At 42.0% G+C, this 15798-nt stretch carries 14 protein-coding genes and 2 tRNA genes; 2 read left to right on the top strand and 14 right to left on the bottom strand.

The genetic code is table 11. The annotated features are described in order from the left end of the window. Positions 1-196 precede the first annotated feature (196 nt). The 13 genes from rpsO to rlmE form a co-directional block, all read right to left on the bottom strand. Positions 197-466 (bottom strand): 30S ribosomal protein S15, encoded by a 270-nt coding sequence (rpsO, locus tag GWI68_RS11115; protein WP_166540300.1) that lies wholly within the window; start codon positions 464-466, stop codon positions 197-199. A 124-nt stretch (positions 467-590) separates the two neighbouring features. After that, positions 591-1544: a tRNA pseudouridine(55) synthase TruB gene (truB, locus tag GWI68_RS11110; protein WP_166540299.1), complete on the bottom strand. Its 954-nt coding sequence runs from the start codon at positions 1542-1544 to the stop codon at positions 591-593. Continuing rightward, on the bottom strand, positions 1544-1945 hold the full coding sequence (rbfA, locus tag GWI68_RS11105; RefSeq protein ID WP_109408501.1) for a 30S ribosome-binding factor RbfA: 402 nt from the start codon (positions 1943-1945) through the stop codon (positions 1544-1546). The genes truB and rbfA overlap by 1 nt, the downstream gene beginning before the upstream one ends. Before the next feature lie 302 nt (positions 1946-2247). Further along, complete coding sequence (gene infB, locus GWI68_RS11100; protein ID WP_072069567.1) at positions 2248-5004, bottom strand: translation initiation factor IF-2; 2757 nt, start codon at positions 5002-5004, stop codon at positions 2248-2250. 22 nt (positions 5005-5026) lie between these two features. Beyond that, on the bottom strand, positions 5027-6535 hold the full coding sequence (gene nusA / locus GWI68_RS11095; RefSeq protein ID WP_006535691.1) for a transcription termination factor NusA: 1509 nt from the start codon (positions 6533-6535) through the stop codon (positions 5027-5029). Between the two features lie 20 nt (positions 6536-6555). Continuing rightward, a complete protein-coding gene (gene rimP, locus GWI68_RS11090) occupies positions 6556-7008 on the bottom strand; it encodes a ribosome maturation factor RimP (RefSeq protein ID WP_072069568.1) in 453 nt (150 codons plus the stop codon). 202 nt (positions 7009-7210) lie between these two features. Further along, positions 7211-7287 (bottom strand) — tRNA-Met (locus GWI68_RS11085). Positions 7288-7347: 60 nt separating this feature from the next. Beyond that, positions 7348-7437: transfer RNA gene (locus GWI68_RS11080), tRNA-Leu, on the bottom strand. Between the two features lie 59 nt (positions 7438-7496). Beyond that, the gene (gene secG / locus GWI68_RS11075; RefSeq protein WP_036914692.1) at positions 7497-7841 is read right to left on the bottom strand and encodes a preprotein translocase subunit SecG; all 345 of its coding nucleotides are present in this window, start codon (positions 7839-7841) and stop codon (positions 7497-7499) included. A gap of 165 nt (positions 7842-8006) precedes the next feature. Beyond that, the gene (glmM, locus tag GWI68_RS11070; protein ID WP_109408500.1) at positions 8007-9344 is read right to left on the bottom strand and encodes a phosphoglucosamine mutase; all 1338 of its coding nucleotides are present in this window, start codon (positions 9342-9344) and stop codon (positions 8007-8009) included. Further along, positions 9341-10183, bottom strand: a complete 843-nt coding sequence (gene folP / locus GWI68_RS11065; RefSeq protein WP_166540298.1) for a dihydropteroate synthase — start codon at positions 10181-10183, stop codon at positions 9341-9343. The genes glmM and folP overlap by 4 nt, the downstream gene beginning before the upstream one ends. 82 nt (positions 10184-10265) lie before the next feature. Next, positions 10266-12212: an ATP-dependent zinc metalloprotease FtsH gene (ftsH, locus tag GWI68_RS11060; protein ID WP_109408498.1), complete on the bottom strand. Its 1947-nt coding sequence runs from the start codon at positions 12210-12212 to the stop codon at positions 10266-10268. A 47-nt stretch (positions 12213-12259) separates the two neighbouring features. Further along, on the bottom strand, positions 12260-12889 hold the full coding sequence (gene rlmE / locus GWI68_RS11055) for a 23S rRNA (uridine(2552)-2'-O)-methyltransferase RlmE (RefSeq protein WP_036939360.1): 630 nt from the start codon (positions 12887-12889) through the stop codon (positions 12260-12262). A 145-nt stretch (positions 12890-13034) separates the two neighbouring features. Between rlmE and yhbY the strand changes: the two genes are divergently transcribed. Then, positions 13035-13328: a ribosome assembly RNA-binding protein YhbY gene (yhbY, locus tag GWI68_RS11050; RefSeq protein WP_036914752.1), complete on the top strand. Its 294-nt coding sequence runs from the start codon at positions 13035-13037 to the stop codon at positions 13326-13328. 121 nt (positions 13329-13449) lie between these two features. Here yhbY and greA read toward each other — a convergent pair whose 3' ends face one another. Beyond that, entirely contained in the window at positions 13450-13926 is a 477-nt protein-coding gene (greA, locus tag GWI68_RS11045; RefSeq protein WP_072069572.1) for a transcription elongation factor GreA, read from the bottom strand. A gap of 408 nt (positions 13927-14334) precedes the next feature. Between greA and dacB the strand changes: the two genes are divergently transcribed. Then, positions 14335-15777 (top strand): serine-type D-Ala-D-Ala carboxypeptidase, encoded by a 1443-nt coding sequence (gene dacB, locus GWI68_RS11040; RefSeq protein WP_109408497.1) that lies wholly within the window; start codon positions 14335-14337, stop codon positions 15775-15777. Positions 15778-15798: the final 21 nt, after the last annotated feature.

The raw sequence follows: 15798 nt of genomic DNA, 5'->3' as shown, positions 1-15798 counted from the left end.
TCCGCTACGTCCCCTCGCGACTAATGAAAATATTGACCACTTATTAGCAATAAATACTTTCATTAGCCGCGCGAATTGTCGTAACTAGAGAGACTAAATAACAATCACCACATTAAAACATAACGACTAATATTAAAAATAGCACTTTCTAGTAGAAAAGGGGCCAACAGGCCCCTTTCCACTGAAACTCACTTGATTAGCGACGCAGACCTAAACGTTCAATCAGTGCAGAGTAACGAGCAACATCTTTACGTTTCAGGTAGTCCAGCAGATTACGACGGCTGGAAACTTTACGCAGCAGACCACGACGGCTGTGGTGATCTTTTTTGTGCTCTGAAAAGTGACCTTGCAGGTGGTTGATTTCTGCAGTCAGCAGTGCAACCTGAACTTCGCTTGAGCCAGTATCGTTAGCATCACGACCAAATTCAGCAACGATTTTTGCTTTCGCTTCAGTACTTAGAGACATAATAAACTCCAATTAAATTAAAATTTTTAGGATAGCCAATCTCTAATTCAGCTATCCAACTCAGCCACCTAAACAGATAGCCGCATTATTCTACGCTTCAAACACTTTTAGCGCAAGATTGCTATTAAGTGTTATCTTGTGCGCTATAGTCTACAACGACTCTTTTCGGAGCAACTAGGCCATCTTTAATGATAGCAAGGCCAATGAATTTTTTTTCATCACCTTCAGTTACTCTCACCCATTCGCCTTCATTGATATCATGATTAACGCGAACAGGCTGTCCTAGCTTGAGATAACCCGCAATGATCGTGGTTAAATTCACAACAGGAAAATCGGCCACAGCGGTATCCATAGGCAATAACAGTGCATCAAGTGCCGCGAAAGGATCTTCTTGTGCAGTTTGTGCATTTTCTATCATCGCTCTTAATTGCTCTAACGTTACCATTCGCTCTTTAGGATAATCTGCAACTTCTAATCGGCGTAAGAAAATAACGTGGGCACCACATTGTAATTTCTCACCAAGATCATCAATGATTGTGCGAATATACGTTCCTTTAGAGCAATGAATTTCTAGTTCTAATTCGTCGCCTTCCCAGCGAATAAACTGGAGTTCATAAACAGTAATCGGTCTTGCTTCTCGCTCAACTTCTATGCCTTGTCTTGCATATTCATAAAGCGGTTTACCTTGATGCTTTAAAGCAGAGTACATTGAAGGAACTTGCAATGTTTCACCACGAAAGCTCTCTAAGGCATCGTCTAAAGCTTGCTGCGTAAATTGCACTGGGCGCTCTTGGATAACTTCACCATGTGCATCAGAAGTATCTGTTCGTTGGCCTAAGCGGGCAATAACACGATAACGCTTATCCGAATCCAATAGAAACTGTGAAAACTTCGTCGCTTCACCTAAACAAATAGGTAGCATACCTGTTGCTAAAGGATCCAATGCCCCCGTATGCCCTGCCTTACTGGCATTAAACATACGGCGGACTTTTTGGAGTGCGTCGTTAGAGGAAATATCTTGGGGTTTATCGAGTAGCAATACGCCGTTAATCTCACGCCCCTTACGACGACGCCCCATTATTCTTCCTCTTTATGACGACGCTCTTCGTCGTTTTTAACGACATTAGAAACTAAATTAGACATGCGCATACCTTCAACTAATGAGTTGTCATAAGCAAATGTCAGTTCTGGCACAATACGTAAACGCATTGCTTTACCTAATAATGAACGAATAAAACCCGCAGCTTCATTCAAGGCAGTTAAGCCATCTTCAACCATCTCTTCTTCGCTTTTTTCACCACCAGATAAGTTTAAAAAGGTGACGAACACTTTGGCGTAAGCCAAATCGCGAGAAATTTCAACGCCAGATACAGTGGCCATTCCAATACGAGGATCTTTTACTTCACGTTGTAGAATGATGGCGATTTCTTTTTGCATTTCCTGAGAAACACGCTGACTACGGCTAAAATCTCTTGCCATTTTATCTCTCCCTGACAATAGGGTATTGCCCTGATTGTCACTATTAATTCAGATCTAAAATCAATGATATCTAAAGAGTATACATGAAGTGGTATTTAACAACCGCTTTCTCTGATTTCTTTCTTTAGAAATAAAATGTTTCTTTGTTGCTATTTTACCCTGTTATCTCACTTTCATAAATTACTGAAAGCCAATCTATTTCGGTTATGTTGAAAAATGAAGAGGAAAATAAAAGAGAATACAGCAAAGAAGGGAATAAGAAGGGAGCCGTTAAGCTCCCTTTTAAAACAAGACGTACTAGATTAATCAATAGAACGTTTGATTTCGATAACTTGGAAGACTTCAATCATGTCGCCAACACGAACATCATTGTAGTTTTTCACACCGATACCACATTCCATGCCGTTACGCACTTCGTTGACGTCATCTTTAAAGCGACGTAGTGACTCAAGTTCGCCTTCGTAGATAACCACGTTATCACGTAGAACACGAATTGGGTTATTACGTTTGATGTTACCTTCAACCACCATACAGCCCGCAATCGCGCCGAATTTCGGTGATTTAAACACATCACGGACTTCTGCAAGACCCATGATTTCTTGTTTATATTCAGGTGCCAACATACCACTCATTGCCAGTTTGATTTCGTCAATCAGGCTATAGATAACGGAGTAGTAACGTAAATCAACACTTTCTTGTTCAATAATACGGCGAGCAGATGCATCTGCACGAACGTTGAAACCAAGAATAATTGCGTTAGAAGCAGCCGCTAATGTTGCATCAGTTTCAGTGATACCACCTACGCCAGAACCGATGATTTTCAGTTTAACTTCGTTAGTAGACAGTTTAACTAATGCATCAGTAATCGCTTCACAAGTACCTTGAACGTCCGTTTTCAGAACGATGTTCAGTTCAGAAGTTTTACCTTCTTCCATGTTAGCAAACATGTTTTCCAGTTTAGATTTCTGCTGACGAGCCAGTTTAACATCGCGGAATTTACCTTGACGGTATAATGCAACTTCACGCGCTTTCTTCTCATCACGAACAACCGTTGCTTCATCACCTGCAGAAGGAACGTTAGACAGACCTAAAATCTCAACAGGCATTGATGGGCCAGCAGATTGAACGTCTTGGCCTAATTCGTTACGCATTGCACGAATACGACCGTATTCGAAGCCACACAGAACGATATCACCTTTATTCAGCGTACCTTCACGAACAAGGATAGTTGCCACAGGGCCACGGCCTTTATCGAGGTAAGATTCGATAACAACACCGCTTGCCATACCTTCTTTAACTGCTTTCAGTTCAAGAACTTCAGCTTGTAAAAGAATCGCATCCAGCAGTTCGTCAATACCTAAACCTTGTTTTGCAGATACGTGCATAAACTGAGTTTCACCGCCCCACTCTTCTGGCAGGATGCCATATTGAGACAGTTCAGTTTTCACGCGATCAGGATCAGCTTCGTGTTTATCGATTTTGTTCACAGCAACAACAACGGGTACGTTTGCAGCTTTTGCGTGTTGGATTGCTTCGATAGTTTGTGGCATTACACCATCATCTGCCGCAACAACCAGAACAACGATATCCGTTACCTGAGCACCACGAGCACGCATTGAAGTAAACGCGGCGTGACCTGGGGTGTCTAGGAAGGTGATTTCACCTTTATCTGTTTTAACGTGGTAAGCACCGATATGCTGGGTGATACCACCCGCTTCGCCTGATGCTACTTTCGTTGAACGAATGTAGTCCAGTAATGATGTTTTACCGTGGTCAACGTGACCCATGATAGTCACAACCGGTGCACGAGATACAGCACTTTCTTCGCCAGTATCACGATCACTCATGACTTGTTCTTCTAACTCGTTTTCACGACGTAAGATAACTTTGTGACCCATTTCTTCAGCAACAAGCTGTGCAGTTTCTTGGTCTAAAACCTGGTTAATGGTTGCCATAGCACCCATTTTCATCATGGTTTTGATAACTTCAGACCCTTTTACGGCCATTTTGTTAGCAAGTTCAGCAACAGAAATAGTCTCACCGATAATAACATCACGGTTTACAACAGCTGCTGGCTTATTGAAGCCTTGTTGTAATGAGCTACCTTTACGTTTACCTTTCTTGTTAGTACGACCAGCAGCACGTGCTTCTTCACGATCTGCTTTTTCAGAATGGCGGTTGTTTTTCTTAGGACGAGGAGCCTTGGCATTGCGACCACGACCGCGGCCACCTTCAACTTCAGCATCACTTTCATCTTCTGCATCACGAGCATAACGTGATGTTGTTACATGATAGTCTGAGCCTTCAGTTTCTGGTGCTTTAGGTTCAGCAGTCCATTTTTCAGCATTCTCTTCAGCTAAAAGACGTGCTTTTTCTGCTGCAACTCGTGCTTCTTCTTCTGCTTTACGGCGCTGTGCTTCTTCCGTTTTACGCTTCAGTTCAGCCTGTTCAGCATTGCGACGTGCTTTTTCCTGATCTGCTGCTTTATCAGCTTTTGGTTTATCGTTTTGTTTCACTTTATCTTTTTCCGCTGCTTCGCGCTTAGCTAATTCCGCTGCTTCACGTTTTGCTTCTTCAGCTTCACGTTTCGCTTTTTCTTCGGCGTCTTTCTTTGCCTTTTCAGCTTCACGTTTTGCTTTTTCTTCAGCTTCGCGCTGTGCTTTCTCTTGTGCTTCGCGCTGGGCTTTTTCTTCGGCTTCGCGATGCGCCTTTTCTTCCGCTTCACGCTGAGCTTGCTCATCCGCTTGCGCTTTTTCAACGGCGTCACGGTTCACATAAGTGCGTTTTTTGCGGACTTCGATGGCTACTGATTTACTTTTGCCACCTGTACCAGGAACACTTAACGTACTACGTACTTTACGTTGTAACGTTAACTTTTCTGGTTGGTTGGTTGAGACGTCTTTATCACGATTCAACCAAGCCAGTAAGGTTTCTTTCTCTTTTTGGGAGACAGAATCAGAGACGGTCTTCTTAATACCGGCATCAGCAAACTGCTGTACCAAACGTTCAACCGGTGTCTGAATCTCTTCTGCCAGTGATTTTACTGTTTCATCTGTCATTCTGTTCCTTCCTGCTCAGTTGTTACGCATCATTCCCAAACCAGCAGATATTACGTGCGGCCATAATGAGTTCGCCTGCGCGCTCACTATTTAAACCTTCAATATCAGTTAGGTCGTCGATACCCTGTTCGGCAAGATCTTCCAGTGTGCAGATACCACGGGCAGCTAGATCAAATGCTAAAGAGCGCTCCAAGCCTTCGAGAGCTAATAAGTCCTCGGCTGGCTGGTTATCGCCTAGGCTTTCTTTTTGAGCCAATTCAATCGTTGTTAATGCTGCTTTTGCTCTTTCACGTAGAGCTTCAACGGTGTCTTCATCTAATCCGTCAATCGCCAGCAGTTCACTGATTGGCACATAAACTAACTCTTCAAGGGTAGAGAAACCTTCTTCAACTAAAACAGTTGCGAAGTCTTCATCAATGTCGAGATGCTTAGTAAATATTTCAATGGCTGCGTTTGCTTCTGCCTGATGTTTTGCATTCAATTCATCAGCAGTCATGACGTTTAATTCCCACTTGTCATCACCACGATGTTTTTTCAGTAACTGAGCTGCCAGACGTACGTTTTGACCGTTACGGCCAATCGCCTGAGCAAGGTTACTGCTTTCAACTGCAACATCCATTGTACATTTGTCTTCATCGACAACAATAGAAGCAACATCTGCCGGAGCCATTGCATTAATCACGAATTGTGCAGGATTATCATCCCACAGAACAATATCAATTCGCTCGCCGCCCAATTCACTGGAAACGGCTTGTACACGTGCGCCACGCATACCAACACAAGCACCCACTGGGTCAATACGCTTGTCGTTAGTTTTTACTGCGATTTTGGCACGAGAACCTGGATCACGCGCTGCAGCTTTAATTTCAATGATTTCTTCGCCAATTTCTGGCACTTCAATGCGGAAAAGTTCAACCAGCATTTCAGGGCGAGAACGCGTCACGAAAAGTTGTGCACCACGAGTTTCTGTACGTACATCGTATAATACACCGCGTAAACGGTCGCCCGGACGGAAGTTTTCACGCGGTAACATATCTTCGCGTAAAATAACGGCTTCTGCGTTATTTCCTAAGTCTAGGGTGATGTTTTCACGGTTTACTTTCTTCACAACACCCGTGATAATTTCGCCTAATTGTTCGCGGAATTGATCAACAACCATTGCTCTTTCAGCTTCACGTACTTTTTGTACGATAACTTGTTTTGCAGTTTGTGTTGTAATACGGTCGAAAGTAACTGATTCAATCTGATCTTCAATATAACCACCTAGTTCGATACTAGGATCTTCATATTGAGCAGCTTCAAGTGTAATTTCACGAGTAGGCTGAGTCACTTCATCTACAGCAACCCAACGGCGGAATGTATCAAAGTCACCGGTTTTACGGTCGATACATACGCGAACATCAATTTCTTGCTCGTATTTTTTCTTAGTTGCTGTCGCTAGTGCGGTTTCCAGTGCTTCAAAAATCTTTTCACGAGGAAGAGATTTTTCGTTAGAGACCGCTTCCACAACAGCCAGAATCTCTTTGTTCATCCTAGTTGCCTCTTCAAAACTTAAAAGTGGGGTACCAGGTTAGCTTTCTGGATGTTGCTCAGTGCGAACACTTCGTCTTTACCATCCACAGTAACCGTGATCATTTCGCCAGCGACAGACTTAATAATGCCCTGCCATTTACGGCGGTTTTGCATTGCAATTCGTAATACGATAGCGGCTTCTTCACCGATAAATTGCTCATAATGCGTTGCAGTGAATAAAGGTCGTTCTAAACCAGGAGAAGAAATCTCAAGGTTATAAACTGTTTGAATTGGATCTTCAACATCCAGCACAGCACTGACCTGGTGGCTAACATCAGCACAATCATCAACAGTGATACCGTCTTCACTATCAATATAGATGCGCAATGTTGATTCTCGGCCACGAATAAACTCAAGACCGACAAATTCAAAGCCTAATGCTTCTACTGGTGCTGAAATCATCGCTGTTAATTTTTGCTCTAATGTGGACAAACCCACCCCCAAGGCATAAAAAAAGGGCCTATAGCCCAGTATTCTATTCTCTGATAACAAAAAACCCCGAAATTCGGGGCTTTATGCAACTGGACCCTGTAACTTGCCATTCGAGAATAACCTCTTCTTACGGCACATTCCACTCAGGATCATAATCGGTTCAAAAAGATGATTAATGAGAAAAGTGCTGTATTGTTAGAAGTGGTTGCGGGGGCCGGATTTGAACCGACGACCTTCGGGTTATGAGCCCGACGAGCTACCAAGCTGCTCCACCCCGCGTTCGAAAAACGTGGCAAATTTTACGCTGATAACAAGCAAAACGCAAGCTATCTGGAATAATGGTGCCGAGAACGGGACTTGAACCCGTACGCCCGTTTTATAGGCACTACCACCTCAAGGTAGCGTGTATACCAATTTCACCACCTCGGCACTTTAATGAGACTGTTATTGCGTAAATATTAACAATCTCATTTAAATCTTTACTTAGTTTACTGCGGAATATCTGTATTTGCTGGCGCTACAGGCGCTGCTAATTGCTCAGCTTTTTTTGCTTCTTCTGTAGTCTGCTCGATAGACATCCATTTGCTGTCTTCACGCACAGTTTTATTGGCACTTAGATTACCTAAAATAAGGGCAAGTACAATAAAAGCTGTTGCTAAAACAGCGGTCATACGGGTCATAAAGTTAGCTGAACCGCTTGAACCAAATACTGTACCGGAAGCACCTGCACCAAAAGAAGCGCCCATATCAGCACCTTTACCCTGCTGTAACAGGATCAGACCAACTAGCCCTGTTGCTACAATGATAAGAATAACAATGAGTGCCGTATACATTTGCGTTACCTTTTCTATGGAACTTATCGTCTTAACGATAACCTTCGATTGCTTCACCCGCTTTAGTTCAAGACCTTACTAAGCGGGTGTGAATACTAACCAAAGCTGAACTGACAAGCAAGGTTATTTTGCGACAAAGTGATTGATTGAAGAAAAAAGCATCAATTAACCTACGTGCTTCACAGCGTCAGCAATACGATTAGCCATCGCTGTAACTTGTTCTTCATTTTCGCCTTCAACCATCACTCGAATTAAAGGCTCTGTGCCTGATTTACGTAACAGTACACGCCCTTTACCTGCAAGTTCTTCTTCAACCGCTTTAGCGACTTTCTGAACTTCAGGCGTTTGTAATGGATCATGACTTCCTGTGAAGCGAACATTCACTAAAATTTGAGGTAATAGTTTCATGCCACTGCATAAATCATGCAAACTCATATGATTACGAACCATTGCACTTAAAACTTGTAAGCCTGCAACAATGCCATCACCAGTGGTTGTTTTATCTAATAAAATAATGTGGCCTGAGTTTTCAGCACCTAAACGCCAGCCTTTCTCTTGTAATTTTTCAAGCACATAGCGGTCACCCACTTTAGCTCGTACAAAAGGAATACCTAGTTGCTTAAGTGCAATTTCCAATCCCATATTACTCATCAGTGTACCAACAGCACCACCACGTAATTGCCCTTGGCGCAACGCTTCTCTCGCAATAATATAGAGAATCTGGTCACCATCAACTTTTAAGCCTTGATGGTCAACCATAATAATACGGTCACCGTCACCATCGAATGCTAAACCAACGTCTGCACCTTCTTCAAGTACACGTTGTTGCAACATACGAACATCGGTTGCACCACATTCAGCATTTATATTAATCCCCGTTGGTTCACAACCAATCGTAATAACTTCCGCGCCTAATTCACGAAATACATTAGGTGCAATGTGGTATGTTGCACCATGTGCACAATCAACAACCACTTTTAAGCCATTAAGATTGTTTTCGTTAGGGAATGTGCCTTTACAAAATTCAATATAACGACCTGCTGCATCCACGATACGATTTGCTCGACCCAGCTCTGCTGATTCAACACAAGTAATCGGCTTTTCCATTTCTGCTTCAATGGCTTCTTCTACTTCATCTGGTAATTTTGTACCGTCAATAGAGAAAAATTTGATCCCATTATCGTAATAAGGGTTATGAGAAGCTGAAATCACAATCCCTGCTTCAGCGCGAAATGTGCGAGTTAAATAAGCAACCGCAGGTGTTGGCATTGGCCCTGTAAATGAGGCTGATAATCCCGCAGCCGCTAAACCGGCTTCTAATGCAGACTCCAGCATATAGCCTGAAATTCGTGTGTCTTTACCAATAATGATTTTACGAGAGCCATGACGTGCTAATACTTTGCCCGCAGCCCAACCCAGTTTTAATACAAAATCAGGTGTAATTGGACTATCACCTACTTTTCCACGGATACCATCTGTTCCAAAGTATTTACGTTCGCTCATTCATTATTTTCCTTTGCAGAAAGAGTCGCTTGTACGACTTTCATCGCATCAACTGTCTCTTTAACATCGTGTACACGAATAATTTGTGCGCCTTGCATTGCCGCAATGACAGCACAGGCCACGCTACCAGCAACACGCTCTTGTGGTGGCACATTCAATAGTTGTCCAACCATTGATTTGCGTGACATCCCAGCAAGTATAGGTAGACCAAAGTGATGAAGTTCACTTAAGTGCGCTAATAATTGGTAATTATGCGCTAAATTTTTACCAAAGCCGAACCCTGGATCAAGAATAATTTGATTTTTTTCAATACCAGCATCAACGCAACGTTGAATATTTTCTCGTAAAAAACAATCCACATCTATCATCACATTCTCATAATGTGGTGATTGTTGCATAGTTTTAGGGTCACCTTGCATATGCATAATACACACAGGTAAACCCGTTTTAGCTGCGGCTTCAAGCGCTCCTGGTTCTTGTAAAGAGCGAATATCATTGATAATTGAAGCCCCTACATTTGCCGATTCAGTAATCACTTGAGCTTTAGATGTATCAACAGAAATCCAAACATCAAAACGCTTACGAATAGCTTCAACAACAGGAACAACACGTTGTAACTCTTCATCTATAGAGACATCATTTGCACCAGGTCTTGTCGATTCACCACCTATATCGATGATAGAAGCCCCTTCAGTAATTAATTTTGCTGCGTGGTTAACCGCATCATTAAGTGAATTATGAGTGCCACCATCAGAGAAAGAATCCGGAGTGACATTCAAAATCCCCATAACTTGAGGTGTTGATAAATTAAGTTCTCTTCCTCTAGCAATTAATTTCATTTCATTGATACCTTCATAAAAAAACCCCAGAAGCCTGGGGTTTGTATTTATAGCTTACTCAATATGTATAACCCAATAAGGATTAGTGAGTATTTTTATCAGAAGGCGTATCACTTTCTGACTCAGACTTATCTTTTGGCTCACTTGCCACATGCGTTTGTGTCGGCTGGGCAGTAGTTGTTGCATTACTATTGCCATTACTGCCTTCCCAACCTGCAGGTGGGCGAACATCACGACGATTCATTAAATCATCAATTTGAGGTGCATCGATAGTTTCATAAGTCATCAGCGCATCTTTCATTGAATGAAGAATATCAAGATTATCCATCAAGATCTGACGAGCACGAACGTAGTTACGATCAACGATAGCTTTAATTTCTTCATCAATAGTACGAGCAGTTTCATCAGACATATGTTGCGCTTTCGCAACAGAACGACCTAAGAATACTTCGCCGTCTTCTTCTGCATACAGTAATGGCCCTAATTTTTCAGAGAAACCCCACTGTGTCACCATGTTACGTGCAATATTTGTTGCTACTTTAATGTCGTTAGAGGCACCTGTAGAAACATGCTCAACACCATAAATAATTTCTTCTGCTAAGCGTCCACCATACAGTGTTGAAATTTGGCTCTCTAATTTCTGACGGCTAGCACTGATTTGGTCACCTTCAGGTAAGAAGAAAGTCACACCTAATGCACGTCCGCGAGGAATAATCGTCACTTTATGCACAGGATCATGTTCTGGTACTAAACGTCCAATAATCGCGTGACCGGCTTCATGATAAGCTGTTGATGCTTTTTGTTCTTCCGTCATCACCATCGAACGACGTTCCGCACCCATCATTATCTTATCTTTTGCTTTTTCAAACTCGACCATTGAAACAACACGTTTATTACCACGAGCAGCAAATAAAGCAGCCTCATTAACTAAGTTAGCTAAGTCTGCACCAGAGAAACCCGGTGTACCGCGTGCTAGAATTGCAGGATCAACATCTGGTGATAAAGGTACGCGACGCATATGGACTTTAAGAATTTGTTCACGTCCACGGACATCAGGTAAACCTACAACCACTTGACGGTCAAAACGGCCAGGACGGAGTAACGCAGGGTCTAAAACGTCAGGGCGGTTAGTTGCCGCAATAACGATAATCCCTTCATTTCCTTCAAAACCATCCATTTCAACGAGCATTTGGTTCAATGTTTGTTCACGTTCATCATGACCACCACCTAAACCAGCACCACGTTGACGCCCTACGGCATCTATTTCATCGATAAAGATAATACAAGGCGCGGTTTTTTTAGCTTGTTCGAACATGTCACGAACACGTGAAGCACCAACACCCACAAACATTTCAACGAAATCAGAACCTGAAATGGTGAAGAATGGTACTTTTGCTTCGCCTGCAATGGCTTTCGCTAATAACGTTTTACCTGTACCAGGAGGCCCTACCATCAGAATACCTTTAGGGATTTTACCCCCTAATTTCTGGAAGCGACCCGGATCACGTAAATATTCAACTAATTCGCTTACTTCTTCTTTTGCTTCATCACAACCTGCAACATCAGCAAAGGTTGTTTTGATTTGGTCTTCTGTCAACATGCGAGCCTTGCTTTTACCGAAAGACATCGCACCTTTACCGCCACCACCTTGCATTTGGCGCATAAAGAAAATCCAAAGACCAATAAGTAATAGCATTGGGAACCAAGACACAAAAATTTGAGTCAGAAGGCTTTGGCCTTCAAGTGGTTCACCTGTTACTTTTACATTACGGTTCATTAAAGTGGTCAGCAGGTTGTCATCACGCATAGGCATATACGTGCTGTACTTTGAGTTATCTGTTTTAGTTACATTAATATCATAACCACTTATGCTGACCTCGCGTAATTGGTTATTAGTTAACTCATTGATAAAGGTAGAGTAATCCACCTTACGACTATTCGAATCGCTGGGTCCGAAGCTCTGGAATAATGACATCAAAACGACTGCAATAACTAGCCAGAGGATCAGGTTTTTCGCCATGTCACTCAAGGGATTAACCTCATATTACAACTGTGTTAACAAATAGCTTTAGGGTACTAAAGTTTACGCCCTGTGGCTACAATATATACCTCACGAGAACGAGACCGCGAAGCGTCTGGTTTACGAACTTTCACTTTCGTAAACAGGGAGCGTATTTGCCCCAGGTACTCATCAAAGCCTTCTCCCTGAAACACCTTGACAATAAAACTTCCCCCGGGAGCCAGTACATCACGACACATATCAAGCGCTAACTCTACTAAATACATGGATCGAGGGATATCGACCGCGGGTGTACCGCTCATGTTTGGAGCCATGTCAGACATGACAACCTGGACTTTATTTTCACCTACTCTATCAAGCAATGCCTTCAACACAAGTTCATCACGAAAATCGCCTTGAAGGAAATCGACTCCGACGATAGGATCCATAGGCAAAAGGTCACATGCGATGATTCGACCTTTACTTCCTAACTGCTGTACAACATATTGAGACCACCCACCTGGGGCTGCCCCTAAATCGACAACGGTCATACCTGGTTTAAAGATATTGTCACTTTGCTGAATTTCTTCCAGTTTAAACCAAGCACGAGAGCGAAACCCTTTTTTCTTTGCTTGCTGAACATATTTATCACTAAAATGTTCTTGTAACCAGCGGCTAGAGCTTGCAGAACGTTTCTTATTGGCCATTGCGTTTTCCAACTATCATACACTTAGCTATCAAAATTTTTACTCTTTCACTCATTTAACCTCGTCTTAACGACATTTTATGGTGATAAGTGAGAGATGGCGTTAGAATAGTGTGTTTTCAATCCCAACAAAGCAAAAATTAATGATGACTCTTAACAAAAAACAAATTCAACACCTGAAAGGGCTCGCTCATCACCTGAATCCAGTCGTTATGATTGGTAACAACGGGTTGACTGAAGGCGTTCTTGCAGAAATTGAACTCGCTCTGGCACACCATGAGCTTATCAAAGTCAAAATCGCAGGCGAAGATCGAGATGTTAAAAACTTGATCGTGGCAGCGATTGTACGCGAAAGCGGTGCACAGAATGTACAAGTAATCGGAAAAATTCTTGTTCTTTATCGTCCTTCAGAAGCACGCAAGATTATTTTACCGAAATAATACTTGTATCTTTATATAAAAATGCCATAAGTAACTCTATGGCAAAAAAGGCCTTTTAAGGCCTTTTTTATATTACCACAGGATAGCAGCCTAGTTTTCTATAGAAACGTAAAATTATAAATTAAATGTATTCTACGTTTAAAACTTCGTACTCAACTTGTCCACCCGGTGTTGTGATAACAACAACATCATCTAACTCTTTACCAATTAACCCACGCGCAATCGGTGAATTTACAGAGATTAAGTTAACTTTAATGTTTGCTTCATCATCACCCACAATGCGGTAGGTCTGCTCTTCTTCAGTTTCAACATTTAACAGAGTCACTGTTGAACCAAAAATAATACGGCCATTGTTATTCATCTTAGTAATATCAATGACCTGAGCATTTGATAATTTTGCTTCAATTTCTTGTACTCGCCCTTCACAGAAACCTTGTTGCTCTCTTGCTGCATGATATTCTGCGTTTTCTTTTAAGTCTCCGTGCTCACGCGCTTCTGCAATAGCCGCGATAATTTCGGGACGACGAACACTTTTTAAATATTCCAGCTCTTCGCGTAGTTTTTCCGCACCAAGAACGGTCATAGGGATCTGATTCATGTGTTAATACCTCAATACTATTCCTAATAAAAAATAGGTATCATCCTGATTTTTTATACTAACAACACAGAGAAAAGGATCTATTTACTCTTCTCAAGACAAAAAAAGACACAGGCAACCTTAAATTGGGCCTGTCTCTACATATGTTCGGTGAATAAGGAAAGACGTTTATTCCCTTATTCATGCTGTTGGGAAGCAAACTTAGCCCCCAGACCTAAAACTAAATCTAACACAACAGACGCATTGCTTCACGCCTTATCTCTCTTTATAAATCAATAAACAGATATTTTCTGATAATGCAGTAATCGCTCGTTATATCGTTTACTTTTGCCCTCATTGCCCTTTAGTATTAGCCTCTGGCAATCAATACTGTAACGTTAGTACGCTATAGTCACGGACAGAGAAATTATGCGCTTATTATCAACATTTCGACGGATACTTTACACATTAAGTATCATCAGTTTTTCAACCCAAGCAATACCCGTTGAAAACTATACATCCCTTCTTCCTGAAGGAACACAAGTGGGTTTGATTACCCAGCCTGTGGGCGCAGCTTCTCCTAATCTCAATTATCATGCAGATCAATTAGCTCTTCCTGCCAGTACTCAAAAAGTGGTCACCGCCTTGGCGGCATTACTTCAATTAGGGGGTGATTACCAATTCACCACAACAATGGAGACGGAAGGCAAAATAAAGAATGATCAACTCAACGGAGATTTGATCTTTCGTTTCAGCGGTGATCCAACATTAACTCGCCAACAGTTAAGAGGAATGGTCGCAGTATTAAAACAATCCGGCATCACTAAAGTCCATGGCGATTTGCTGATTGATACTTCTGCTTTTTCGAGTCATGACAAAGCACCTGGTTGGGTTTGGAATGATATGACTCAATGTTTTAGTGCGCCACCTAGTGCCGCAATTGTTGATAAAAACTGTTTTTCTGTCTTATTGCAAAGTGGCAATAAAGATGGCGATATTGCCACAATACGCAAAGCTTCATTTTACCCAGTTACCGTTTTAAGCGAAGTTGAAACTTATGAGAAAGGCTCAACACGTACTCGTTTTTGCGAATTAGATGTCACTGTCCGTGATTTAAATACCTATGTAATAACAGGATGTATTCCTAAACGTGACGATGCAGTGCCTTTAATGTTTTCTATTCAAGATGGTGCGCATTGGGCTGGCACAATTTTAAAAGAAGAGTTACAAAGAGCTAATATTGAACTTGATGGCTATATAAAACGTCGCTCTTACGTTAAAGCACCGGTTACTGTATTAGCACAAACACAATCTAAGCCTCTACATAACTTGCTTACTACAATGTTAAAAGAGTCTGACAATATGATTGCAGACACTGTATTTAGAACCATTGGACGTGAATATTATGGTGTTGCTGGAACGTGGCGTTCAGGCGCGGAAGCAACTCGTGCGATTTTAAAACAAAAAGCAGGAATTGACTTAGGTAATACAGTAATGGTTGATGGTTCAGGTCTTTCTCGCCATAACCTCATTTCACCTGCAACAATGATGCAAGTCCTTCAATATATTGGGCAACACGAAAATGAACTCAACTTTATTACTATGCTTCCCCTCTCTGGACACGATGGAACATTACAATACCGAGGCGGTTTTCATGAAGCAGGTGTCGATGGCAAAGTTTCTGCCAAAACGGGTTCACTAAAAGGGGTCTATAATCTTGCTGGCTTTATGACGACAGCTAATGGACAAAAAGTTGCTTTTGTTCAGTACGTCTCTGCATATTCACCACCAACGCAAAATCGTAATGCAGGGCGCGCCTATTTAGTACGTTTTGAAACTAACCTGTATAAAGATATGTACAATAACCGCTAAGTTTACGATATCGAGATAAAA

Source organism: Proteus sp. G2669 (assembly GCF_009915245.1).
Lineage (GTDB): Bacteria > Pseudomonadota > Gammaproteobacteria > Enterobacterales > Enterobacteriaceae > Proteus.
Note: the sequence above shows the minus strand (reverse complement) of the source record. Positions and strands in the feature narration are given on the sequence as shown.

What these genes read in the sequence shown, in the direction of transcription:
- secG (WP_036914692.1), bottom strand. Translation starts at nt 7,841, where the DNA reads ATGTATACGGCACTCATTGTTATTCTTATCATTGTAGCAACAGGGCTA.
- folP (WP_166540298.1), bottom strand. Translation starts at nt 10,183, where the DNA reads ATGAAATTAATTGCTAGAGGAAGAGAACTTAATTTATCAACACCTCAA.
- rbfA (WP_109408501.1), bottom strand. Translation starts at nt 1,945, where the DNA reads ATGGCAAGAGATTTTAGCCGTAGTCAGCGTGTTTCTCAGGAAATGCAA.
- rlmE (WP_036939360.1), bottom strand. Translation starts at nt 12,889, where the DNA reads ATGGCCAATAAGAAACGTTCTGCAAGCTCTAGCCGCTGGTTACAAGAA.
- dacB (WP_109408497.1), top strand. Translation starts at nt 14,335, where the DNA reads ATGCGCTTATTATCAACATTTCGACGGATACTTTACACATTAAGTATC.
- rpsO (WP_166540300.1), bottom strand. Translation starts at nt 466, where the DNA reads ATGTCTCTAAGTACTGAAGCGAAAGCAAAAATCGTTGCTGAATTTGGT.
- truB (WP_166540299.1), bottom strand. Translation starts at nt 1,544, where the DNA reads ATGGGGCGTCGTCGTAAGGGGCGTGAGATTAACGGCGTATTGCTACTC.
- infB (WP_072069567.1), bottom strand. Translation starts at nt 5,004, where the DNA reads ATGACAGATGAAACAGTAAAATCACTGGCAGAAGAGATTCAGACACCG.
- greA (WP_072069572.1), bottom strand. Translation starts at nt 13,926, where the DNA reads ATGAATCAGATCCCTATGACCGTTCTTGGTGCGGAAAAACTACGCGAA.
- nusA (WP_006535691.1), bottom strand. Translation starts at nt 6,535, where the DNA reads ATGAACAAAGAGATTCTGGCTGTTGTGGAAGCGGTCTCTAACGAAAAA.
- yhbY (WP_036914752.1), top strand. Translation starts at nt 13,035, where the DNA reads ATGACTCTTAACAAAAAACAAATTCAACACCTGAAAGGGCTCGCTCAT.
- glmM (WP_109408500.1), bottom strand. Translation starts at nt 9,344, where the DNA reads ATGAGCGAACGTAAATACTTTGGAACAGATGGTATCCGTGGAAAAGTA.